23 protein-coding genes and 1 pseudogene are annotated in these 22,110 nt (G+C 71.1%); 10 read left to right on the top strand and 14 right to left on the bottom strand.

All coding sequences use genetic code 11. The features are described 5' to 3' along the window. Positions 1-37: 37 nt before the first annotated feature. Genes SS2_RS10905 through SS2_RS10915 form a run of 3 tightly spaced genes read right to left on the bottom strand, consistent with a single transcriptional unit; the run spans position 38 to position 3,051 of the window. A complete protein-coding gene (locus SS2_RS10905; RefSeq protein WP_066463966.1) occupies positions 38-958 on the bottom strand; it encodes a type II secretion system F family protein in 921 nt (306 codons plus the stop codon). Further along, positions 955-1,815, bottom strand: a complete 861-nt coding sequence (locus tag SS2_RS10910) for a type II secretion system F family protein (RefSeq protein WP_066463967.1) — start codon at positions 1,813-1,815, stop codon at positions 955-957. The genes SS2_RS10905 and SS2_RS10910 overlap by 4 nt, the downstream gene beginning before the upstream one ends. A gap of 9 nt (positions 1,816-1,824) precedes the next feature. Next, a complete protein-coding gene (locus tag SS2_RS10915; protein WP_066463969.1) occupies positions 1,825-3,051 on the bottom strand; it encodes a TadA family conjugal transfer-associated ATPase in 1,227 nt (408 codons plus the stop codon). A 238-nt stretch (positions 3,052-3,289) separates the two neighbouring features. On the opposite strand from SS2_RS10915, the gene SS2_RS10920 reads away from it, so the two are divergent. Next, positions 3,290-4,885 carry a molybdopterin-dependent oxidoreductase gene (locus tag SS2_RS10920; RefSeq protein WP_083942137.1) on the top strand — a complete coding sequence of 532 codons (1,596 nt, stop codon included), beginning with the start codon at positions 3,290-3,292 and terminating at the stop codon, positions 4,883-4,885. Positions 4,886-4,924: 39 nt separating this feature from the next. Here SS2_RS10920 and SS2_RS10925 read toward each other — a convergent pair whose 3' ends face one another. Together SS2_RS10925 and SS2_RS10930 are read right to left on the bottom strand one after the other, a co-directional pair. Continuing rightward, a complete protein-coding gene (locus tag SS2_RS10925; protein ID WP_066463970.1) occupies positions 4,925-5,383 on the bottom strand; it encodes a hypothetical protein in 459 nt (152 codons plus the stop codon). Positions 5,384-5,489: 106 nt separating this feature from the next. Continuing rightward, positions 5,490-5,939 (bottom strand): MmcQ/YjbR family DNA-binding protein, encoded by a 450-nt coding sequence (locus SS2_RS10930; RefSeq protein WP_066463971.1) that lies wholly within the window; start codon positions 5,937-5,939, stop codon positions 5,490-5,492. 67 nt (positions 5,940-6,006) lie between these two features. Here SS2_RS10930 and SS2_RS10935 point away from each other — a divergent pair, with 67 nt between their 5' ends. From SS2_RS10935 to SS2_RS10945, 3 genes are all read left to right on the top strand, one after another. Next, the gene (locus tag SS2_RS10935; protein WP_066463973.1) at positions 6,007-6,438 is read left to right on the top strand and encodes a VOC family protein; all 432 of its coding nucleotides are present in this window, start codon (positions 6,007-6,009) and stop codon (positions 6,436-6,438) included. A gap of 30 nt (positions 6,439-6,468) precedes the next feature. After that, positions 6,469-7,695, top strand: a complete 1,227-nt coding sequence (locus SS2_RS10940; RefSeq protein ID WP_066463975.1) for a pyridoxal phosphate-dependent aminotransferase — start codon at positions 6,469-6,471, stop codon at positions 7,693-7,695. Positions 7,696-7,823: 128 nt separating this feature from the next. Then, positions 7,824-8,288: a helix-turn-helix domain-containing protein gene (locus SS2_RS10945; protein ID WP_083942138.1), complete on the top strand. Its 465-nt coding sequence runs from the start codon at positions 7,824-7,826 to the stop codon at positions 8,286-8,288. A gap of 8 nt (positions 8,289-8,296) precedes the next feature. Here SS2_RS10945 and SS2_RS10950 read toward each other — a convergent pair whose 3' ends face one another. Both SS2_RS10950 and SS2_RS10955 read right to left on the bottom strand, forming a co-directional pair. After that, positions 8,297-8,908: a ClpP family protease gene (locus SS2_RS10950; protein WP_066463977.1), complete on the bottom strand. Its 612-nt coding sequence runs from the start codon at positions 8,906-8,908 to the stop codon at positions 8,297-8,299. After that, positions 8,905-9,573 (bottom strand): ClpP family protease, encoded by a 669-nt coding sequence (locus tag SS2_RS10955; RefSeq protein WP_157607306.1) that lies wholly within the window; start codon positions 9,571-9,573, stop codon positions 8,905-8,907. Before SS2_RS10955 ends, SS2_RS10950 begins: the two co-directional genes overlap by 4 nt. A 206-nt stretch (positions 9,574-9,779) precedes the next feature. On the opposite strand from SS2_RS10955, the pseudogene SS2_RS10960 reads away from it, so the two are divergent. Then, positions 9,780-11,045: pseudogene (locus tag SS2_RS10960) on the top strand (DHA2 family efflux MFS transporter permease subunit); the annotation flags it as partial. A 239-nt stretch (positions 11,046-11,284) separates the two neighbouring features. Here the strand turns inward: SS2_RS10960 and SS2_RS17020 are convergent. Next, complete coding sequence (locus SS2_RS17020) at positions 11,285-12,307, bottom strand: NADP-dependent oxidoreductase (protein ID WP_083942139.1); 1,023 nt, start codon at positions 12,305-12,307, stop codon at positions 11,285-11,287. Positions 12,308-12,397: 90 nt separating this feature from the next. On the opposite strand from SS2_RS17020, the gene SS2_RS18145 reads away from it, so the two are divergent. Beyond that, positions 12,398-13,048, top strand: coding sequence for a TetR/AcrR family transcriptional regulator (locus tag SS2_RS18145; protein WP_066463981.1), 651 nt, complete (start codon positions 12,398-12,400; stop codon positions 13,046-13,048). Here SS2_RS18145 and SS2_RS17765 read toward each other — a convergent pair. From SS2_RS17765 to SS2_RS10985, 3 genes are all read right to left on the bottom strand, one after another. Then, entirely contained in the window at positions 13,032-13,829 is a 798-nt protein-coding gene (locus SS2_RS17765; RefSeq protein ID WP_066463983.1) for a phosphotransferase, read from the bottom strand. The two genes, SS2_RS18145 and SS2_RS17765, sit on opposite strands and share 17 nt — an antisense overlap. Positions 13,830-13,880: 51 nt before the next feature. Continuing rightward, on the bottom strand, positions 13,881-15,116 hold the full coding sequence (locus SS2_RS10980) for a multidrug effflux MFS transporter (protein ID WP_066463985.1): 1,236 nt from the start codon (positions 15,114-15,116) through the stop codon (positions 13,881-13,883). A 90-nt stretch (positions 15,117-15,206) separates the two neighbouring features. Next, positions 15,207-15,764 carry a hypothetical protein gene (locus SS2_RS10985; RefSeq protein WP_157607307.1) on the bottom strand — a complete coding sequence of 186 codons (558 nt, stop codon included), beginning with the start codon at positions 15,762-15,764 and terminating at the stop codon, positions 15,207-15,209. Positions 15,765-15,980: 216 nt separating this feature from the next. Between SS2_RS10985 and SS2_RS10990 the strand changes: the two genes are divergently transcribed. Then, complete coding sequence (locus tag SS2_RS10990) at positions 15,981-16,706, top strand: SOS response-associated peptidase (protein ID WP_083942141.1); 726 nt, start codon at positions 15,981-15,983, stop codon at positions 16,704-16,706. A 4-nt stretch (positions 16,707-16,710) separates the two neighbouring features. Here SS2_RS10990 and SS2_RS10995 read toward each other — a convergent pair whose 3' ends face one another. Further along, positions 16,711-17,778 (bottom strand): adenylate/guanylate cyclase domain-containing protein, encoded by a 1,068-nt coding sequence (locus tag SS2_RS10995; RefSeq protein WP_066463989.1) that lies wholly within the window; start codon positions 17,776-17,778, stop codon positions 16,711-16,713. Positions 17,779-17,782: 4 nt separating this feature from the next. Continuing rightward, positions 17,783-18,649: a biotin--[acetyl-CoA-carboxylase] ligase gene (locus tag SS2_RS11000; protein ID WP_066463990.1), complete on the bottom strand. Its 867-nt coding sequence runs from the start codon at positions 18,647-18,649 to the stop codon at positions 17,783-17,785. Between the two features lie 163 nt (positions 18,650-18,812). Here SS2_RS11000 and SS2_RS11005 point away from each other — a divergent pair, with 163 nt between their 5' ends. Genes SS2_RS11005 through SS2_RS11015 form a run of 3 tightly spaced genes read left to right on the top strand, consistent with a single transcriptional unit; the run spans position 18,813 to position 21,302 of the window. After that, the gene (locus tag SS2_RS11005) at positions 18,813-20,411 is read left to right on the top strand and encodes an acyl-CoA carboxylase subunit beta (RefSeq protein WP_066463991.1); all 1,599 of its coding nucleotides are present in this window, start codon (positions 18,813-18,815) and stop codon (positions 20,409-20,411) included. Further along, on the top strand, positions 20,408-21,055 hold the full coding sequence (locus tag SS2_RS11010) for a hypothetical protein (RefSeq protein WP_083942142.1): 648 nt from the start codon (positions 20,408-20,410) through the stop codon (positions 21,053-21,055). Before SS2_RS11005 ends, SS2_RS11010 begins: the two co-directional genes overlap by 4 nt. Further along, complete coding sequence (locus SS2_RS11015; protein ID WP_245643527.1) at positions 21,045-21,302, top strand: acyl-CoA carboxylase subunit epsilon; 258 nt, start codon at positions 21,045-21,047, stop codon at positions 21,300-21,302. Before SS2_RS11010 ends, SS2_RS11015 begins: the two co-directional genes overlap by 11 nt. Positions 21,303-21,346: 44 nt before the next feature. Here SS2_RS11015 and SS2_RS11020 read toward each other — a convergent pair whose 3' ends face one another. Next, positions 21,347-22,057, bottom strand: a complete 711-nt coding sequence (locus tag SS2_RS11020; RefSeq protein ID WP_083942143.1) for a vitamin K epoxide reductase family protein — start codon at positions 22,055-22,057, stop codon at positions 21,347-21,349. Positions 22,058-22,110: the final 53 nt, after the last annotated feature.

A 22,110-nucleotide genomic window follows, 5' to 3' on the forward strand; every position in this document is an offset into this window, starting at 1 on the left:
GGGGCGGACAGGATGACGTGCAGGGCGATCAGCGACCTCACACCCCGATCTGCAGGGTGATGAGACTGGGATAGACGGCAAAGACGACGGTGACCGGGAGGATGAGGAAGACCACCGGGACGAGCATGAGGACCTCCTTCTTCCCGCCCAGCTCCATGAGAGACCGGCGGGAGGCTTCCCGGACGTCCTGGGCCTGGAAGCGCAGGACGTCGGCGAGCGGCGTCCCTCGCTCGACAGCGACGCTCACCCCTTCAGCGAAGCGGGCGAGGGTCGCCACACCCGTGCGGTCGGCGAGCGCCTCGAGGGCTCGCGTGAGCGGCACCCCTGAGCGCACCGCGGCCAGGGTGATCCGCAGCTCCGAGGTGAGCTCTCCGTGCGCCGACCGAGACACCCGTTCCAGCGCACCGACCGGCCCTTCGCCGGCGCCGACCGAGAGAGCGAGCAGCTCGGCGATGGTCGGGAACTCGAGCATCATCTGCTCTTCGCGGCGACGGACCTGCTGGCTCAGCCGGTAGTCGCAGACCACGACCATCGAGATCGTGGTCACCAGGACCAGCACCAGGAGCATCACCGGCGACGGGCGCCGGGTGGCGGCCAGGAGGAGGGCGAAAGCCACGCCGCCAGCCAGCCCCACCGCACCCCAGGCGACCTGGGTGATCCGGAACTGCTCGGTGGTCTCGCGCCGCCCGGCCCGCACGAGCGTCCGCGCAAGCTCCGCGGTGGGTGAGCCGAGCCGGCCGACCAACCGTGCGGCGTCGTGCAGCCAGGGGGCCACGAGGCGTTCCAGGACGCCGAAGGGGGAGCTCACCGGCTCCTGGCCGAGCAGTCCAGAGGTGGGATCGGGCACGGTCAGATACGGGGCGAGACGTTCGTCGAAACGGATGGGCCGCGCCCGCACAGCTGCGGCGATGACGAGCAGCCCGGCGGCCAGCAGCAGGCCGGCCACGGCCCCGATCATCGCAGCACCCGGACGTCCTGGGGCAGCCGCCCGATCCGCAGCATGATCTGGTACGCCACGACCGTGCACGTGGCTCCGCCGACCAGCACGGCTACCCCGAGCGCGGAGTTGTAGGCGGCGGCCGCCTCGGACCGCGTCGCCAGGAAGGCGAGCACCACCCACGGACCTGCGGCGGCGATGCGGGCACCAGCCACCGTCCAGCTCTGGCGCGCCTCGAGCTCACCGCGGGTGCGGAGGTCTTCTCGCAGGAAGGCCGACAGCGTGCGCAGCAGCCGCCCGAGATCCGTGCCGCCGACGTCTCGGGTGATCCGCAAGGCCTCGATGACACGGTCGGCGGCGGGATCTGCCAGGCGGGCCTTGAGCGTCAGCAGGCTCTCCTCGAAGCGCCCCGACGACCGGTAGTCGCGCGCAAAGGCTTGGAAGGGTTCGCGCAGCTGGACCGGTCCTCGCTCCCCGATCTGGGCGACTGCCTCGGGCAGGGACAACCCGGCCCGGACACCGGAGCCGAGGTGGTCGACCACCTCGGGCCAGAGCTCACGCAGCTCGGTGCGACGGCGTCGGGCGCGGGACTTGACCAGCGCCGTCGGGCCGAGCCCGGCGATGACCGCGAAGGCCGCCGCGATCGGTCCCGAGGAGGTGAGCGCCCAGGCCACCGCGAGCGCCACTGCGGCGACGGCGGCGCTCGCTCCGAGGAAGCCTCGCGGAGTGACGGAGGCGGCGCCGGAGTGCACGAGCAGGTCGCTCAGCTGGAGGGACCAGCGGGCCGGCTGCCGGGCGGCGCGGGTCGGGGTCGACCAGCACGACAACCACAGGCACAGCACTCCCGCGCCGAGGAGCAGACCGCAGACGAGTCCCATCCCTGCCCCTCAGCGCCCCGGTCGCAGCATCGACACCAGATCGATGCCTGCCTGCTCGAAGCGCTCGAGATGTGGCGGGAAGCCGTCGCCGCGCACCAGCTCGTGCCCGGCCCAGTGGTAGATGCTCGCCGTCTCCACCACCCCGGCCTCGACCCTGCCGGTGACTGCGACGATCTCGCGGACCGTGCGCAGCCCGCGCGCGTCCATCGCCAGATGCACCACGACGTCGATCGCCGTGGCGACGGTAGGGATGACGAACTGGGCCGTCACATTCTCACCGGCGAGCAGCGGCAGCGTGCAGATCTTCGCGACGGCGTCACGGGCCGAGTTGGCGTGGATGCTTGCCATCCCTGGAACACCAGAGTTGAGAGCGATGAGCAGGTCGAGACTCTCGGCCTCGCGCACCTCCCCCACGACGATCCGGTCGGGACGCATCCGCAGCGCCTCCTTGACGAGGCGGCGCAGCGCGACCTCCCCGGTCCCCTCCAGGCTGGGCTGACGGCACTGCAGCGCGACGACGTCCCGGTTGGCCAGGTTGAGCTCGAAGACCTCCTCGGCGGTGATGATGCGCTGGTGAGCCGGGATAGACCCGGCCAGGGCGTTGAGCATCGTCGTCTTGCCGCTGTGCGTGGCACCGGAGACCAGGACGTTGAGCCCGGCGCGCACGCACGCGTCGAGCAGGCCGGCGGCGGGTGAGGTGAGCGACCGGGCTGCCACGAGGTCGCCGAGGGAGGAGGCGCGCATGACGAACTTGCGGATGTTGACTGCGGCGTGGTGACGGGTGACATCCGGGATCACGACGTGCAGGCGTTCCCCGCCAGGCAGCGCTGCGTCGACGAAGGGGCTGGACAGGTCCAGGCGCCGGCCGGAGGACTTGAGCATCTGCTCGACGAGGTAGAGGACCTGGTCGTCGGTGAGGATGGTCGTGGTCAGCTCGGGGCGGCCGAAGCGGGAGACGAAGACCTGGGTGGGCCCGTTGATCCAGATCTCTTCCACGTCCGGGTCGTCGAGGTACTTCTGCAGCGGACCCAGCCCGGCCACGGCGTCGAGCACGCTCTTGGCCGCGCGGGCGACGTCGACGATGGCCGGGACCGCGCCGGTGGTGGAGCGGAGGTCGTAGTCGGCGATCACCTCCGCGACGAGGTCACGCACCCCGGCGGAGTCCCGCGCAGGATCGAGCCCGCGGCGGCGTACGAGCTCCCGCACCTCGGACTCGAGGATGGCGATGCCGTCCACAGTTCCCCCAGTTCCCCCTCGGGTCTGCCGTGGCGCCGAGGAGATTCGACCGACCAGTCCCCTCGACACCGCTATGTCCTGAATGAGACTAAGGGAGGTTCAGCGATCCTGCAGGGGGCCTGTGGACAACGCCCGCGGCCCGCTCACCACGTCGGGGACCGCAGCGTGCATCCCGTGACCTGACACGACCCCGCCGTTCACCGGCGGAACTCCCAGCGCCACCATGGATACTGGCCCGATGACGCCCGTCGGAGACTCCCCGCCCACCGCCTCCGCTCCGAGCGTCCACCCCTCCCCGGCTCGTCCCGACGATCGGTGGGCGGCGGTGTCCGGGGTCCTGGCCTGCGCCGTCACCCTCGCCGTGGCCTCGTTGGTCGCGGTGCTCTTCGGTCCGTCGTCCAACCCGGCGGTCGCCGTCGGCGGTGCCTTCGTCGACGCCACCCCCGCATGGCTCAAGGACGCTGCCATCGCGGCCTTCGGCACGAACGACAAGGTCGCGCTCTTCGCCGGGATGGCGATCGCCTTCCTCCTCCTCGGTGCGCTGATCGGCCTCGTTGCGGCCCGCCACCTGCGGGTGGCGCTCGGCCTCGTCGCCGCCGTGGGCGCCGTCGGGCTCGCAGCGGTGCTCACCCGCGAGGGCGCCGGGACGGGCGACGCCCTCCCGACGCTGGTCGGCGCCGTCGCCGGGATGCTCACCCTGCGCGCTCTCGTAGCGCGCCTGCCGCTCCGTGGCTCGACCGCCACGACCGAGCCGGCCCAGTACGGCAGCGACCGACGCACCTTCCTGCGCTATGCCGCTCTCACCACCTCCCTCGCGGCGGTCGCCGCCGTCGGCGGGCAGCTGCTCGGCGCCTCACGGCGCATCGCCGAGACGGCGCGCTCGGCCCTGCGGCTCCCGGCTGCGGCACGGCCGGCACCCGCCCTGCCCGCGGGCGTCCAGTCTGCGGCCCCGGGCGTCACCCCCTTCGTCACGCCGACGAACGAGTTCTACCGGATCGACACCGCGCTGCTCATCCCTCAGGTCAACCCGGACACCTGGTCGCTGCGCGTCTACGGGATGGTCGAGGAGGAGGTCGAGATCACCTTCGACGAGCTGCTCGCCGCGGACCTCGTCGAGGCCTGGGTGACCCTCGCCTGCGTGTCCAACACCGTGGGCGGGGAGCTCGTCGGCAACGCGAAGTGGCTCGGGCTGCCGATCCGCGAGCTGCTGGCCCGGGCCAAGCCTCTGCCCGGCGCGGACATGGTCCTCTCACGCAGCGTCGACGGCTTCACCGCCTCCACGCCGCTGGAGGTGCTCACCGACGACCGCGACGCGCTGCTCGCGGTCGCGATGAACGACGAGCCGCTGCCACTGAAGCACGGCTTCCCCGTCCGCATGGTCGTGCCCGGCCTCTACGGCTACGTCTCGGCGACCAAGTGGGTCACCGAGCTCAAGGTCACCACCTTCGCCGACGACGTCGCCTACTGGACCCCGCGCGGGTGGACCGAGCGCGGGCCGATCAAGACGGCGTCGCGCATCGATGTCCCCCGCCCGGATGCCGACCTCACCGCAGGAACCATCGCCGTCGGCGGTGTCGCCTGGGCCCAGCACACCGGCGTCATCGCCGTGGAGGTGCAGGTCGACGACGGGGACTGGGTGGCTGCGACGCTCGCCGACGAAGCCTCGACCGACACCTGGCGGCAGTGGAGCTACCGGTGGGAGGCCTCCAGCGGACGCCACACGCTCCGGGTGCGCGCCACGGACGCCACCGAGGAGGTCCAGACCTCCACGCAGGCTCCCCCGGCCCCCGACGGCGCGAGCGGCTGGCACGAGGTGACCGTCGAGGTCGCCTGAGCGCAGGTGTGCGCCGTGGTCACCCCGCGCTGTCGCGGATCACAGGATCGGCTGGCCCAGGGAGATGAGCATCGGTCGACCGATCACCTGGGCGCCGGTGCCGGACTGGGCGTAGCGGTGCGCGAGCACGACGCTCCCGCAGCCGGCGTCGGAGGCCTCGACGAAGATCGCGTCGCGTCGCTCGCCCTCGTCGGTGAGATACCCGTCCCACACCATCGCAGCGCGGACACCACCCGAGGCGGCGACGTGGTTGCGCATGGCCGGGAGCGGATCGTCCACGCCGACGAAGCGGACCAGCGACTTGCCAGCAGCTGTCTCCACCATGACGAAGGGAGGCATCGACCCCCCGCCGTCAGGCACGCAGTCGACACCGTGCGCGAGAGCGAACAGGGCGAAGTCCTTCACCTGCGGCGAGAGGTCCTCTTCCCGATGGGTGGCGTCGGCCGTGGAGAGGGCGACGGGGGTGGAGCTGGGTGCTCGTCTGCGACCAAAGATCATGCTGCGAACTCCTGCTCGTCTGGGCTCTCATCTGGGCTGATACGGCGCATAATGCCACAGAGACGCGGTGTCACGGCGGATGTCACGGCGGATGTCACAGCGGATGTCACGGTGCGCCGAGCACCGGTCGGTCGATCGGCTGCGGCGTCGCGCCGCGCAGCGGGGACCGCAACCGGGCTGGCAGGCCGAGCACCACGTTGTCATAGGAGTCCTCGACCAGCCCCTCGACGAACGCCGCGTCCCCACCGGTGCGCAGCTCGACGGTGACCCAGTGACGCTTGTTCATGTGGAAGCCGGGCAGGATCCAGTCATAGTTGGCGATGAGCAGCGCCAGCTCGTCCGGGTCGGCCTTGAGGTTGACGATCGGATGCTCACTCACCCGAGGATTGCGGGTGAGCAGGGCGAACATCTTGCGATGGATCCGGAACACCTCCGCGCCCGGGCCGAAGGGCAGGTCGACGCTCGCGTCAGGCAGGGCGAGGCAGACGTCACGGCACCACTGCGCGGGGTCATCCGGGAGCGCCGCGCCGGTCGCCGCAGAGGGGCCTGTGTTCATGGGTCCACAGTAGGCACAGCCACCCACATCTGTGGTCGGTGTCGGTGCCCGTTGCTACGTTCAGACTATGAGCTACTCCTTCCAGGTCACCGTCGACTGCGCCGCTCCACATCCCCTCGCCGACTGGTGGGCCGAGACCTTGGGTTGGCAGGTGGAACCGAGCAACGAGGACTTCATCCGCTCGATGGTCTCGCAGGGGCTCGCGACCGAGGCCGACACCATGACCCACAACGGTGTCCTGGTGTGGCGAGAAGGCCAGGCCATCTCCGACCCCACCGGGCCTCCCGGTACCCCACGGGTGCTGTTCCAGCTCGTCCCCGAGCCCAAGACGGTCAAGAACCGGATGCACCTCGACCTGCGCATCGGCGACGACGACCCGGAGCAGGTGCGCGCAGCCCTGGAGGCCCGCGGCGCGACCTTCCTGCACAACGGTTCCCAGGGTCCGCAGACCTGGATCACGATGGCCGACCCGGAGGGCAACGAGTTCTGTCTCGCCTGACCGTCGCCGCCCACTGAGTAGGATCGCCGCGTGACCTCTCGGCTGGCTGGACGATGGCAGGACGCTGCTCGCGCGACGGGGCTGCTGCGCCCTGACGGGACGGTCGCCTCGACCATCTTCGCTGAGATGACCGCCCTCGCTGCCCGGACCGGCGCTCTCAACCTCGGCCAGGGCTTCCCCGACGCCGATGGCCCCGGGGACATCAAGGCAGCAGCCATCGCCGCGATCACCGACGGCCACAACCAGTACCCGCCCGGCGCCGGCATCCCCGAGCTGCGCCAGGCCGTCGCCCGGCACCAGCACCGTCACTACGGCCTGGACGTCGACCCAGACACCGAGGTGCTCATCACCACCGGAGCCACCGAGGCCCTGGCCGCGACCATCCTCGCCCTGGCCGGGCCCGGCGACGAGGTGATCACCCTCGAGCCGTTCTACGACTCCCACGCCGCCAGCATCGCCCTGGCCGGCGCCACCCACGTGACGGTCCCACTCGTCGCCGGGCCGCACCGCTTCGCCCTCGACCTGGCTGCCCTCGAGGCCGCGGTGACCGACCGCACCCGCCTCATCCTCGTCAACACCCCGCACAACCCGACCGGGACGGTGCTCACCCGCGCCGAGCTCGAGGCCATCGCCGCCGCTGCCCGGCGCAGCGGAGCGATCGTGGTCACCGACGAGGTCTACGAGCACCTCACCTACGGCGCAGACCACGTGCCGATCGCCACCCTGGCGGGCATGGCCGAACGGACCCTGACCATCTCCTCGGCGGGCAAGACCTTCTCCTTCACCGGGTGGAAGATCGGCTGGGTGCACGGCCCGGCCGACCTCGTCACCGCCGTGCGCACGGTCAAGCAGTTCCTCACCTACTCCTCCGGCGCGCCCTTCCAGCCCGCGATCGCCCGCGCCCTCGACGACGACGCCGCACCGCGTGCGCTCGCCGCGAGCCTCGCCGCCCGCCGCGACCTGCTGGTCGCGGGCCTGCAGAGCGCAGGCTTCGGCGTCGTCGTGCCGCAGGGCACGTACTTCGTCGTGGCCGACGGCGCGCCGCTGGGCTTCGATGACGGGACCGAGCTGTGCCGCCGGCTGCCGGAGCTGGTGGGCGTCGCGGGGATCCCGGTGTCGGCCTTCTGCGCCCCGGGCTCCCCCACGGCGGCGGTTCTCGCCTCACGAGTACGGTTCACCTTCGTCAAGAGCGAGGCCACCCTCGTCGAGGCGGTGGGGCGACTGGGCCAGCTGGGCCGGTTGCGCGGGACTGTCTAGGCGTAGCGTCGATACGCGGACAGCGAACCGTTCCGCCACCCCGCGCCACCAGCGCTGCTGCGTGGCTAGGCTGACGGGACGCGCACCGCGCCGGCCGCAGGCCCCACCACGACGCCGAGGAGACCTCGATGGGCGACGTCATCGCATTCCCCGGGAGCTGGCACGGCGACGACGTGCCGCAACCCTCGGATCGTCCCGTCGCCGAGGACAGTTCGGCCCGCGCGGCGACGGACCCCGCGGCCCTGGACCCCGCAGCCCTGGACCACACACACCAGCGACCTGTCCCGGAAGAGCACCGCAGCTGCCCCGGACGCGCCCTCCTCTGGCGCGAGGTTGCCGGTCATGAGCTGCGCCAGGAGCGGCTGCGCCAGTCCCGCACGCAGTCCGACGTCGCCGACCGCGCCGGAGTGTCCACGCAGTACCTCTCTGAGGTCGAGCGTGGCCGCAAGGAACCCTCCTCGGAGGTGCTGCACGCCGTGTCAGGTGCCCTCGGCCTCGATCTCCTCGAGCTCACCACCCGCGTGAGCCGCACCCTGGCCGCGACGCCGGCAACCCGGTCGTCGTCGACGTCGCCCGTGCTGCTGGCCGCCTGAGCACGCGCTCACCGCGTGAGCGTACGCACCTTCCGGCTGACGACGACCTCGTCCGCCAAGCCGTAGTCCACAGCCTGCGCACTGGTGAAGATCCGGTCGCGGACGGTGTCCTCGCGCAGGCGACCGGTGTCCTGACCGGTGTGCAGGGCGAGCAGGTCGTCCACCTCCAGCCGCATCCGTTGGATCTCCTTGGCCTGGATCTCCAGGTCCGGCAGGGTCCCTTGGCTCCCGGCCGTCGGCGGGTGCAGCAGCACCCGCGCGTGCGGCAGCACCCCGCGCCGGCCGGGCTCACCGGCGGCGAGCAGCAGAGCGGCGGTCGAGGCTGCCTGCCCCACGCAGACCGTCCCGACCGGTGCCCGCAGGAACTGCATCGTGTCGTAGATCGCGAGGGTCGCGGTGATCGAGCCGCCGGGTGAGTTGATGTAGAGGTTGATGCCCTGGTCCGGGCTGGTCGACTCCAGGTGCAGCAGCTGGGCGATGATCACGTTGGCGACGCCGTCGTCGATCTCGGTCCCCAGGAAGACGATGCGGTCCGAGAGCAGCCGGCTGTAGACGTCGGCGGCCCGCTCCCCGGTGACCGTCCGCTCGATGACGCTGGGGATCGTGTACTGCCCGCTCATCGCACACCGCCCAGACCCACGCTGCTGCGGGCCATCACCGGGAGGATGTCCGTCAGGCTCGTGGCGATCTCGTCGACGAAGCCGTAGTCGCGTGCCTGCTCGGCGGTGAACCAGCGGTCCCGGTCAGAGTCGGCCACGACTCGGTCATAGGGCTGACCGGTGTGCTCGGAGATGAGGGTGAGCAGCACCTTCTTGGTGTGCTCGAGGTTCTCCGCCTGGATCGCGATGTCGACGGCGCTGCCCCCGATCCCTGCGGACCCCTGGTGCATGAGCACCCGAGCGTGCGGCAGCGCGAACCGCTTCCCGGGCGTCCCGGCGGCGAGCAGGAACTGGCCCATGCTCGCCGCGAGGCCCATCGCGACGGTGCGGACGTCGCACGGGACCAGACGCAGGGTGTCGTACATGGCCAGGCCGGCCGAGACGGACCCGCCCGGTGAGTTGATGAGCACGGTGATGTCGGTGTCGGGATCCTCGACGGCGAGCAGCAGCAGCTGGCTGCACACGCGCCCGGCGAGCGCATCGTCGACCTCGTGATCGATGAGCACGACGCGCTGGTGCATGAGGCCTGCCGCGAGGCGGTCTGTGGCGGCAGCTGTGGCGGCCGGCGGGACGTCCGGGGCGTCGGCTCGTGCGCCGGGGAGGTGGGGTCGGACGGTGGTTGTCATGGTCATGATTCCTCCAGAGGGTGCGGTACCTCTCCACCATCCGCCTGCCAGGCACAGCGGGGAGGGCCGCGCGTCTGACGGCGGATCTGCCGTCAGCAGAGGACGCTCCCCCAGCGCTCACGACGCGGTTCAGGCATACGCTCAAAGGTGCCCAGCGCTTCGGTCCAGGCGTTGGGATCCCACCGCCTCGTCCCTCGGGAGGCTCGATGTCCGTACCGGCCTCCCCCACTGCGCCCGGGCAGAGCCCTCGGCGCTGGCTCGTGCTCGCCACCGTCGCGCTCGCCCAGCTCATGGTGGTGCTGGACGCCACGATCGTGAACATCGCGCTGCCCTCGGCGCAGGCCGACCTCGGGTTCGACGACAACAACCGGCAGTGGGTCGTCACGGCGTACTCCCTGGCCTTCGGCAGCCTGCTGCTGCTCGGCGGCCGGCTCTCGGACATGGTCGGGCGACGGCGGATGTTCCTCATCGGCCTCGTCGGTTTCGCGGCGGCCTCCGCCCTCGGGGGCGCCGCGCAGACCTTTGCGATGCTCGTCGGGGCGCGCGCCCTCCAAGGCGTCTTCGGCGCCGCGCTGGCTCCGGCCGCGCTGGCCGTGCTCACCACGACCTTCGTCGACTCCACGGAACGCGGCCGCGCCTTCGGGGTCTTCGGTGCGATCGCGGGCATGGGCGGCGCGATCGGGCTGCTGCTCGGGGGGTACCTGACGGAGAACTTCAGCTGGCGCTGGAACCTCTACGTCAACGTCCTCATCGCCGCGATCGCCGTCGCCGCCGGGCTCTGGCTGCTGGGGCGCGGTGGCCACACCGGCCGTCAGACCCTCGACCTGCCGGGGGTGCTGCTCGGCTCGGCGGGGTTGTTCGCCCTCGTCTTCGGCTTCTCCCAGGCGGAGCCGCAGGGGTGGGACTCCCCGCTCACCTGGGTGCCGCTCGCGCTGAGCGTGCTGCTGCTCGTCGGCTTCGTCGTGCGGCAGCGGATGGCGATCAACCCGGTCCTGCCGCTGAGCATCGTCGTCGACCGGGACCGCGGGGCGTCCTTCGTGGCGATCCTCGTGGCCGGGTCAGGGATGTTCGGGGTCTTCCTCTTCCTCACGTACTACCTGCAGACGACGCTGGGGTTCACCCCGATGCAGACCGGCACGGCCTTCCTGCCGATGGTCGTCTCGATCATCATCACCGCCCAGATCATGAGCAACATCGTGCTGCCGCTCGCAGGGCCACGGATCCTCGTGCCCAGCGGCATGGTGCTCGGCGCGGCGGCGATGCTCTACCTGACCACCCTGCAGCTCGACAGCACCTACGTGCACGTGCTGCCCGGGCTCATCCTCCTCGGTGTGGCGATGGGCTCGATCATGCCGGCGTCCTTCCAGATCGCCACGCTCGGGGTGCCCGGCGGGCACGCGGGCGCGGCGTCGGCGATGGTCTCGACGAGCCAGCAGATCGGCGGCGCCGTCGGCACCGCGGTGCTCAACACCCTGGCCGCCACAGCGGCGACGCGCTTCGCCCTGGACAACGCCCCCGCGACGCCAGCCGTCATGGCCGACGCCGCGCTGCACAGCTACGCGACCGCCTACACCGCCTCAGCCCTGATCTTCCTGGCCGGTGGGGTGGCGACGGTCGCGCTGTTCCGCTCGCGGACCGAGCGCGCAGCGAGGGCCGGGGCGCGCCTGCCGGTGACTCTCCTGAGCAGGCGCTCCCGGCCCAGTGACCTGCGTCAGTCCTGCGGCGTGGTGCGCACGACCATCTTGCCGGTGTTCTCCCCGCGCATGAGGCCGAGGAAGGCCTCCACGGAGTTCTCGATGCCGTCCACGACGGTCTCGTCGAAGACGACCTTGCCGGCGGTCAGCCACTCGGTCATGTCCGCCATGAAGGCCGGGAAGTGCTGGGTGTAGTTGCCCACGGTGAAGCCCTGGAGCATGAGCCCCCGGGTGACGATGTTGGCCATGTTCCGCGGTCCGGCGGCCGGGCCGGTCTCGTTGTACTCCGAGATTGCTCCGCACAGGGCCGCGCGGCCGCCGTCGTTGAAGGCCGCGAGCGCTGCCTCGAGGTGGTCGCCGCCGACGTTGTCGAAGTACACGTCGATGCCGTCCGGTGCTGCCTGGGCGAGCTGGTCCATGACGGGGGCGTCCTTGTAGTTGAAGGCCGCGTCGAAGCCGTAGCGCTCGGTGAGCAGAGCCACCTTCTCGGCGGTGCCGGCCGAGCCGATGACCCGGGACGCGCCCTTGAGGCGGGCGATCTGCCCGACCATGGACCCGACGGCGCCGGCCGCTCCGGAGACGAAGACGGTGTCGCCCTCACGCAGGTGGGCGATCTCGAGGAGGCCGACGTAGGCGGTCAGCGCGGTCATGCCGAGCACGCCGAGGTAGGCCGAGCTGGGCACCCCGGGGATCTGCGGGACGACGCGGAAGCCAGCGGCGTCGCCCTGGGCGACGTCGCGCCAGCCGAGCTGGTGCACGACGGTGTCGCCGACCGTGACCGCGTCGGAGGCCGAGGCGACGACCCGTCCCACGGCGCCACCGGTCATGGTCTCGCCCAGCACGTAGGGCGGGGTGTAGGACTTGACGTCGTTCATCCGGCCCCGCATGTACGGGTCGACGGAGATGAAGTCGTTGACGACGCGGACCTCTCCGGGCGCGAGGTCGTCGAGCTCGACGCGGACGATCGAGAAGTTGTCGGCGGTGGGCCACCCTGTGGGGCGGCTGGCGAGCTGGACCTGGGTGCTGGTCGCGTCAGTCATGGGACTCCCTGCGATAGTATTGAACCGTTCAGTTCACTATAGGTCGCGTTCTCTCTCTCCGACAACACGACCCCTGATGCAGGAGGCTCCATGGGACGCCAGCAGACCTTCGACACGACCGCCGTGGTCCAGGCTGCCCGCGACCTCTTCTGGGACCACGGGTACGAGGCGACGTCCTTGTCCGACCTCGAGGAGGCCACCGGCCTCAACCGATCGAGCCTCTACCACGCCTTCGGCAGCAAGCGCGGGCTCTTCGACGCCGCCGCCCAGGACTACCTGGACACCGTCATCCGGCCCCGGCTGGCCGCGCTCGTCGCCGTCGCCGACGTCACACCCGACGCCGCCAGCGCAGCGCAGGCTCCACCGGCGGCCCGGCGGTCCCAGGCGGTCTCGGCACTCATGGAGTACTTCGACTCCCTCGCCCGCGCGGTCGCGGCACTCCCCCCGGGCTCCTCCCGCCAGGGCTGCCTGCTCGTCAACGCCACAGCGGGCCTGGCCGCGCACGACGACGGCGCGCGCGCCGTCGTCGAGGGCTACCGGATCGAGCTGACCCAGGCGCTGCGTGGCGCCCTCGCCGTCGCCGGCCCCACCCGCACCCCCGAGGACCTCGAGGCCGACGCCCGCGTGCTCGCGTCCCTGTCCGTCTCTGCGATGGTGCTCGCCCGGATCAACCAGGGCGAGTCCGTCGCCCTGCTGACCAGCGCCGTCGCCATGGTCGAGCGGCTCACGGGAGAGCAGTAGCCCCAGCCACAGACCGTCCGTCTGAATCGCCAGCGGCGTCCACTGCGGCGCCCAACGCGGCCTGGACGTGCCCGAGCTCCTGCTCGGTGTACCGGCCCGCGAGGTCGGCGAGCATGTAGCGGCAGGCCCAGGCGGTCGCCGCAGGCGGCAGGTCGTCCAGGGCCGCAGCCTCGCTCCAGCCGTCCACGAAGGCGACCCAGGTCGGGTCGACCCGCAGGGCGATCGCGACGGGATCGAGCAGGAGGATGCTCGCCGTGCGGGCTCGGTCGTACTCCGGCGGACCGGCGGCCGCGTTCGTCCAGTCCAGCACGGCAGCGACCTCCCCGTCCGCGGCCACGAGCACGTTGAGCGGGTGCAGATCGAGGTGCAGCAGCCGCGCGCCAGCCCCCTCGGGTCCGAGGACGGGCAGCCCGGCCGGGGCGGGCACCTCCCCCAGGGCGAGCTGCATACGCCCACAGGCCGCGCCGCGGCGTCGGGCACTGGCGGTGTCCAGGCCGGTCAGCGTGGCTGCGGTCGGGGCATCGATACGTGGCAGCAGGACGACCGAGCCCTCGGCGCCGTCATACCGTCCCAGCACTGCGGGGACGGGGACGACGGCAGCACCAGCCGCGGCGGCGAGGGCTTCCAGGTCGAGCACTCCGGGCCAGCCCACCCGCAGCACGACGTCGTCGAGGGCGAAGACCTGCCCGGTCATGCCGCCCAGCGGGACGGCCCGCGACGGGTCGAGCCCGAAGTGGGCAGCCCCCTGCTCCAGCAGCGCGGACGCGCGTGAGGCATCCATGATGCGTCCTCTCGGTCATCGTCGGCCGCCGCGTCGCGGCTCGGGAGCAGGCTACGCCTCGAGCCACCCGCCGCGCCGGTAGGCCGGCGTGGCCACTGCGAGGATCGTCACGCCGATCGCGATCGCCGCGATGATCACGGTCGCCATCGCGACAGCGGTTCCGCCGAGCAGCCCGACGAAGGGGCTGACCACTCCCGCGATCCCGGACTGCATCGCGCCGATGAGCGCTGCGGCAGTCCCGGCCATGTGCCCGTACCGGCCCAGCGCCAGCACCGTCGCGTTCGCGGGGATCATCCCCTGCATACCCAGCACGAGCCAGAGCGCGGCGACCACACCGACCACCCCGCCGACGCCGGTGAGGATCACCACGAGGAGGATGACGGCGAAGATCAGCTGGAGGATCATCGCCACCCGCAGGATGCGGATCGGCGCGACCTTGCGGACGAGGTAGGCGTTGAGCTGGGCAGACAGGACCAACGCCACGCCGTTGAGGGCGAAGATCACCGCGAACTGCCCCTCGCTCATCCCGTACTCGGTCTGCAGCACGAAGGGTGAGCCGACGACGTAGCTCATGATCACGGCCATGCCGAGGCCTGGCAGCACGGCGAGGGCGAGGAAGTGGCGGTCCCGCAGCAGACCGAGGTAGCCGGTGAGGGCGCCCCGCGGCCCGGCCACCCGGCGCCGGTCCACCGGCAGCGTCTCGGGCATGAACCGCCAGACGATGGCCACGAGCACGAGCCCGATGAGCGCCAGCGCGTAGAACACCGCGCGCCACTGCCACTGTCCCGCGATCGCCTGCCCGAGGGTCGGCGCGAACAGCGGCGCGACGCCGATCACGAGCATGAGACGCGAGAGCAGCCTCGCCGCCTCCGAGCCGGTGAAACGGTCACGGATGACCGCGATGGCCACGACCGCGGCGGCGGCGTTGAAGAACCCCTGGACGACGCGCAACGCGATGAGCGTCTCGATGGACGGTGCGATCGAGCACAGCAGCGAGGTGATGACGTGCAGGCTGATGCCGATGAGCAAGGGCAGCCGCCGTCCGTACCGGTCCGAGAAGGGCCCGATGACCAGCTGACCGACGGCGCCGCCGAGCAGCATGCCAGACATCGTCATCTGCGCTGCCGCGGTGCTGGCGCCCAGGTCGGTGGCGACGGTGGGCAGCGAGGGCAGGTAGATGTCGGTCGTGATCGCGGGCAGCGCTGCGAGCGCGCCCAGCATGAGCACGTACTTGATGGTGGGGGTGTAGCGGGGGGACGGGTCGGAGCGCGGAGCGGGGTCGTTCACTGCACGATCATAACGATTCGATCGCGCAGACCGGGGATGTCGACACCCGCACGGTCACGGCGGTCAGGCCGGTCAGCCCAGTCAGTCCAATCAGTCCTGGAGGATGAACTCGTAGTGGTTGGGTTCCTCCTGCGCGGCGATCCACGACTCCACGTGGGCGACGACCGTCTCGGGCGCCTGTGCCCGCACCGTCGTCCCGCTCGCGACAGCCGTGTGCGTCCAGGCCGGACCTGCCTCGTCCGCCTCGTCCCAGTAGACGATGATGACGATCTTCCCGGAGCCGTCGGTCACCTGGTCCGCCAGCGCCTGCACCCGTTCGGGGACGCCGTCAGTCAGTGCACTCAACCGCGTCATCTCGGACTTCACCTGCTCCACGACCGTCTCCGACAGGTCGTCGACCCGAGGCACGGACGTCTGGACGGGTATGGCTGCCGGGTCGACGCCGCTGCGCAGCACCGGCGCGGCCTCCTCGACCACCTCGATCGGAAGCTCCAGGGTGTCTGCGGCGATGTCGGCCACGGGCTCCACAGCCGCCCCGCGCACGAGGCTGGAGAAGGCATGACCGGAGGTGAGACCGGCGGCCAGGACCACAGCACCGGCGCTGATGGTCGCGACCAGGATCATCGACCTGTCCCGCGGGCTCTTCACCTACGCCCTCCGCTCCTTCTGGCAGCTGCCGACCAGCACGTGATGATCATCACGCTGACATCTTTGTCATCGGCACGTTCTCGCTCAACATGATGATTGCTGCGCGACTGTCTCATCGTAGGTCGAACGAGGCGTCGTCGCGGCCTTCGAGGGGGTGATATCGCACGTCATCGCCCTGTGACCCACGGTGACCCACCGCAGCCTACGATTGCCGGTATGTGCGGCCGATTTGCCATGAACGACGCGGTCAACGCGATGATCACCGACTTCGTGCTCGCCACGGGCCGGGATCCGGACGAGTGGATCTCCAGCTGGGCCCCGTCCTACAACATCCGCCCGACGGACCCGGTGCCGATCCTGCTGGAGAGCCTCCAGGACAAGGCCGATCCCGAGGGGCCCACGACCCGCCGGGCCGCGCTCGCGCAGTGGTGGCTCACGCCATCCTCGGCCACGACCCTGCGCAGCTCCGCGCCCATGTTCAACGCCCGCAGCGAGACGGTGACCGAGCGGCCCTCCTTCCGCGGACCGGTCGAGCGACAGCGCGCGATCATCCCGGCGGCCGGTTACTTCGAGACGATGACGGTCGAGGGTGCCAAGGTCCCTCAGTTCATCCAGCGGCCCGGGGACCTGCTCTACCTCGCGGGGCTGTACTCCTGGTGGGCGGACCCTGCCGTCCCGCCGGGCGACCCGGCACGCTGGCACCTGACGACGACGATCCTCACCCGCGAGGCGGTCGGCGACGTGGCGCGGGTCCACGACCGCACGCCCGTCACCCTCCCGCACGAGCTCATCGGCACGTGGATCGACCCGCACGTCGTCGGCGACGCGGCCTTCGTCCAGGACATGGTCGACGCGGCCACGGACGTCGCCGAGGGCCTCGTCTTCCACCAGGTGGCCTCGCCGATCCGCGGGGACTCCCCCGAGACGATCGCGCCGGTCTGAGCCCTCAGCCCTCCGGCGTGAACGCCCGCTGCAGCCGCACGGGAGCGATCACCCCGAGGCCGCGGACCTCCCGCTCGGGCTTGCCGGTCAGCGCGAACTTCGCGTTCCCGGCGAGCAGCTTCGCGGTGGCCTGGTCGAGCAGGACCGTGCCGGGGTCCGCCTCGGCCGTCAACCGCGCGGCGAGGTTGACCGAGGGACCGAACACGTCACCGAACCGCGAGAGCACCCTGCCCCACACCAGGCTCACCCGGACCGGGGGCACGTCGACGAGCTGGCCGTCACGACCGGCCATGGCCAGGCCGAGGGCCACCTCCGCACCGGTCTCGACGTCGTCGGCGATGAACAGGACCGCGTCGCCGATGGTCTTGACGACCCGGCCGCCGGCCGCCGTGATGACGTCACGCGCCCCGGCCTCGAAGTCGGAGACGAAGTCCGAGAGCTCTGAGGACATGAGGCTCGCGGTGCGCGTGGTGAAGGAGACGATGTCCGCGAAGCCCACCGCGCGCGGCAGCGGCAGCTCCCCCTCACCCTGCTCGTCGGCTGCCCGGGCCCCGGAGAACTCCACGGCCCAGCGCCCGGCCAGTGCGGCGATCTGCCGTCGCCAGGCGTGCACCATCTGCGCCTCGAGCACCGGCGCCAGGCTCGGCAGCCGGTCGAGGAAGAGCAGCCGGGCGGAGGTGTCGTCCAGGTGGTGACGCTGCGCCATGTGCTCGACGAGCGCTTCGGCCTGCCACAGGGCCAGGCGCTCGGTGGTGTGACCCACAGACCGCACGAGCGAGGTCAGGGACCGGTTGGAGAGCTCCTCGGTGCCGGCCACCTCGGCGATGTCGCGCAGGGCCTGGGCGTCGTCGGCGGTGAAGCTGCGCTCGTCCGGTCCCACGACCGGCAGCCCCAGAGCCCGCCAGTAGGAGCGCAAGAACTCGTGGCTCAGATTCGTCTGGGCCGCCAGCTCGTCGAGGGTGAGCGAGCGCTCCCCGCCGAGCAGGGCCTCGTCGAGCTCTCGACCTCGGTCGGCGTCGAGGGCTGAGCTCGGCTGATGGGGCGGCGGACCGGGGGTGGGCTCGTGAGACACGACGTCAGTTTAGGCGAAGGTGATACACATCACCGCTACGCACCGTGGTGGTCCGCCCCGCGGCGTCGACCACCACCAGGCCGCCGTCCTCGGCGAAGCCGGTCGCCCGTCCGGTGAGCACCTCGCCGCCGGTGAGCTCGGCCCGCACCTGGGAGCCGATCGTGGCCGAGACGGCCATGATGTCCTCCACCAGACCGGCCGCCACCACGTCCCCGCCGGCCGCCGTCCACCGCTTCTGGACCGCGACGAACGCCTCCGCGAGGGCGGTGAGGATGACTGCACGGTCCGTCGTCGCCCCTCCGGCGAGGGCGATCGACACGGCGCTGGGCACCGGCAGCTCCTCACGCGCCTGGGAGACGTTGAGCCCGATCCCCACGATGACACCGCCGTCGGGCAGCAGCTCGGTGAGGATGCCCGCGACCTTGCGCAGCGATCCCCACCCCTCGATGGCCGGCTCGTCGGTGGGGACCAGGACGTCGTTGGGCCACTTGACCCGGGCGTCCAGCCCGAGGGTCGAGCGCAGCGCGGTGACCGTGGCCAGCCCGGCCAGCAGCGGCAGCCAGCTCAGCGCCTCCTGCGGCACCTGGGGACGCACGAGCAGGGAGCACGTCAGCGCCGCCCGGTCCGGGGTCTGCCATTCGCGACCGGACCGGCCTCGCCCGGCGACCTGGTGCTCGGCGACCAGCAGCGCCGGCGCCGGCCACGCCTGCGGGTCGCTGGCCACCGCGGCGGCCAGCTCGGAGTTCGTGGACTCCGACTCGTCCACCACGCGCAGCGTGGCGAGCGGGCCGTGCGGGACCAGCAGCAGCTCAGACAGGAGCGTGCGGTCCAGTGACGGGCGGTCGAGCGGCGCGGGGTCCTGAGTGTGCATGTCCCCATCATGCCCTGGGTCGCCTCGCCGCGACCTGCTCCAGCGCTCGCCGTCCAGCCGTCACCGGCTGCGGCTCGTGTTGTAGGAATCCCCCAACAGCGCGGCGCGAACCACTCGGCGGGCCCCACATGATTCATGCGTCCTCAGCAACTAGGCTCGGGGCGTGACTGACGCAACCTCCCACCCGGCCGCTGGCACCGCAGCCAAGCTCGCAGACCTCGCGCTGCGCTACACCGAGGCGGTGACGACCCCCGAGGTCGCCGCCGTCGAGAAGCAGCACGCGCGCAAGAAGAAGACGGCCCGCGAGCGCATCGACGCGCTGCTCGACCCGGGCAGCTTCGTCGAGATGGACGCCTTCGCCAAGCACCGCTCGGTGAACTTCGGGCTCGAGAAGAAGCGGCTCGCCGGCGACGGCGTCGTCGTCGGGCACGGCACCGTCGATGGGCGCCAGGTGTGCATCTACTCCCAGGACTTCACGGTCTTCGGTGGCAGCCTCGGCGAGGTCCACGGGCAGAAGATCACCAAGGTCATGGACCTCGCGCTGCGCACCGGGGTGCCGCTCATCGGCATCTCTGACGGTGGCGGCGCGCGCATCCAGGAGGGTGTGGCGGGCCTGACCCAGTTCGCGGAGATCTTCCGGCGCAACGTCGCCGCCTCGGGCGTCATCCCCCAGATCTCCCTCATCCTCGGCCCGTCCGCGGGTGGCGCGGTGTACTCCCCCGCGCTGACCGACTTCATCGTCATGGCCGACGGCACCTCGAACATGTTCATCACCGGCCCGGACGTCATCCGCGCGGTGACCGGCGAGGACGTCGGCTTCGAGGAGCTCGGTGGGGCGCTCACCCACAACGAGCGCTCCGGCGTGGCCCACTACATGGGGGCTGACGAGGACGACGCGATCGACTACGTCCGCAACCTCCTGGACTACCTGCCCCAGAACAACCTCTCGGACGCGCCGACCTTCGCCGCCGAGACGGCCGAGCTCGAGCTCACCGACACCGACCTCGAGCTCGACACCCTGGTGCCGGACTCCGACTCCCAGCCCTACGACATGCGCACGGTCATCGAGCACATCGTCGACGAGGGCGTGTTCCTGGAGGTCCAGCCGCTCTACGCGCGCAACATCCTCATCGGCTTCGCTCACATCGAGGGCCACTCCGTGGGCATCGTGGCCAACCAGCCGATGTCCATGGCCGGCACGCTGGACATCAACGCCGCCGAGAAGGCCGCACGCTTCGTGCGGACCTGCGACGCCTTCAACATCCCCGTGGTCACCCTCGTCGACGTGCCGGGCTTCCTGCCCGGCACCGACCAGGAGTGGAACGGCATCATCCGCCGCGGCGCCAAGCTCATCTACGCCTACGCCGAGGCCACCGTCCCGCTCGTCACCCTCATCACGCGCAAGGCGTACGGTGGTGCGTACATCGTCATGGGCTCCAAGCAGCTCGGCGCAGACGTCAACCTCGCCTGGCCGACGGCGCAGATCGCCGTGATGGGTGCCGGTGGCGCGGTGAACATCCTCCAGCGTGGTGCGCTCAAGGCAGCCGCCGACGCCGGGCAGGACGTCGAGGCCAAGCGCAAGCGGCTCACCGACGCCTACGAGGACGCGATCGTCAACCCGTGGGACGCAGCCGAACGTGGCTACGTCGACGCGGTCATCGCCCCTCACGACACACGGATCCAGATCATCCGCGCACTGCGTGCCCTGCGCACCAAGCGCGCGTCCCTTCCTCCGAAGAAGCACGGGAACATCCCACTATGAGCAACCCATTCGACCCCACCTCCTCCGAGGACCCGACCGGCGACGACCAGTCCCACGAGGCCGCGAGCGGCGCTGAGGGCTCCGGCCACGACGACCACGGTCACGGTCACGGCGGACACGACCACGCCGCCCACGGCCCCGAGCCGCTGCCCGGCGTCGACGCCGGCGAGCTGCACACGGCGGTCGACGAGATCGCGGCCGCGCTGCACGACTACATCGAGTCAGCAGCCGGGGTGCGCGCGGAGTTCGGCGCGCACGAGGCCGACGAGGACCCGCGCATCCTCGCGATCGAGGAGCGGGTCTCGGGTCTCAACGCCCGCCTCTACGACCTCATCCACGAGCGTCTGGGCATGCACGCCGACCTCACCAGCCTGGCCTGGGAGGAGGAGCCCGGCGACGAGCACTCCGACGACGCCGGCGAGAACGCCCCGGACACCTTCCACCTCGGCTTCTTCGTCTGGCCTCCCGCGGGCCCCTCGGACGAGTCGATGGACTCGGTCATCTCCCTCATCGACGCCGGCGGGGAGGCCATCACCCAGCGTCTCGCCGAGGCCGGCTTCCAGGTCTCGGAGTGGGGCGCGGCTCGCGGTACGCCGGTCCTCTTCGAGGACGACTCCGACGAGGACTCCGACGGTGAGCACTGATCAGATGAGCACGGAGCAGACCGGACCGGTCGCCGAGATCGTCGCGGCGGCCGCGCAGATGCGCGTGGTCCGTGGTGCTCCCGACGACCTGGAGGTCGCCGCGCTGGTGGCCGGCCTGGTCGCCGTCGCGTCGTCGGGCGCAGATGTGCCCGACGACGTCCCGGAGACCGGGCAGTGGGTGCGCCGCTCGCGTCCTGCCGCGGCGCTGCCCACGGGTGGGGACTCCTGGCGCTGGAGCCTGCGCTGAGCGACGCCAGCTGAGCGATGCCTGCTGGCCGATGCCTCCCGCTCTCAGCTGAAGAGCTTCGACCCGTGCTCGATGAAGATCAGCACGAAGAGGAACGCGACCCAGGCGATCCCGGCGTAGAGGTCGTAGTCGTTGCGGAACCAGCCGCGGACCCGGGCCTGTGCCTTCGCCGGGAGGTAGAGGTTGTTCTCGCGGACGTTGTAGTGCAGCAGCGTGAGGAACACCAGCGACGTCGAGATCGTGATGAGCAGGCACCACGGGCACAGCGCGCCGATGACCCACATCGACTGGCTGAACAGCCACACCGCGAAGATCAGTCCGAGCAGGTAGATGACCTGAGCGGTGAACATGAACCAGCGGGGGAAACGCACCCCGGCCAGCCCGGCCACCGCGATCGTGATGACCACCGGTTCGGTGATCAACCCGAGGAAGGCGTTGGGGAAGCCGAAGAGGCTCGCCTGCCACGACAGCCCGACCGTGCCGCAGCTGATGACCGAGTTGACGTTGCAGCTCAGCGCCGCCAACGGGTCCTCGGCGAGCTTGATCGCGTCGTAGGAGAGCACGAAGGCGGCGAGCAGGCTCAGCGTGGCCGAGAACAGCATCGTCCCGAAGATCCACCGCGTGGAGTGACGGAAGCCGGTCATGGCCTGCGCGGCCTGCGCCAGCTCCTCGTCGCTCATGAGGTCGAAGTCGTCGGGCTCGGCGGACTCGACGGTCGCGAGCCGGTCCCCTGCCGTTCCGGTGTCGTGCGCCATGGTGCTGTCCCCTCAGACGGTGCCGGTGGTGCCCGGGATTCTTCCCGGTCTAT

It is taken from the genome of Sanguibacter suarezii NBRC 16159 (genome assembly GCF_001552735.1).
Lineage (GTDB): Bacteria > Actinomycetota > Actinomycetes > Actinomycetales > Cellulomonadaceae > Sanguibacter > Sanguibacter suarezii.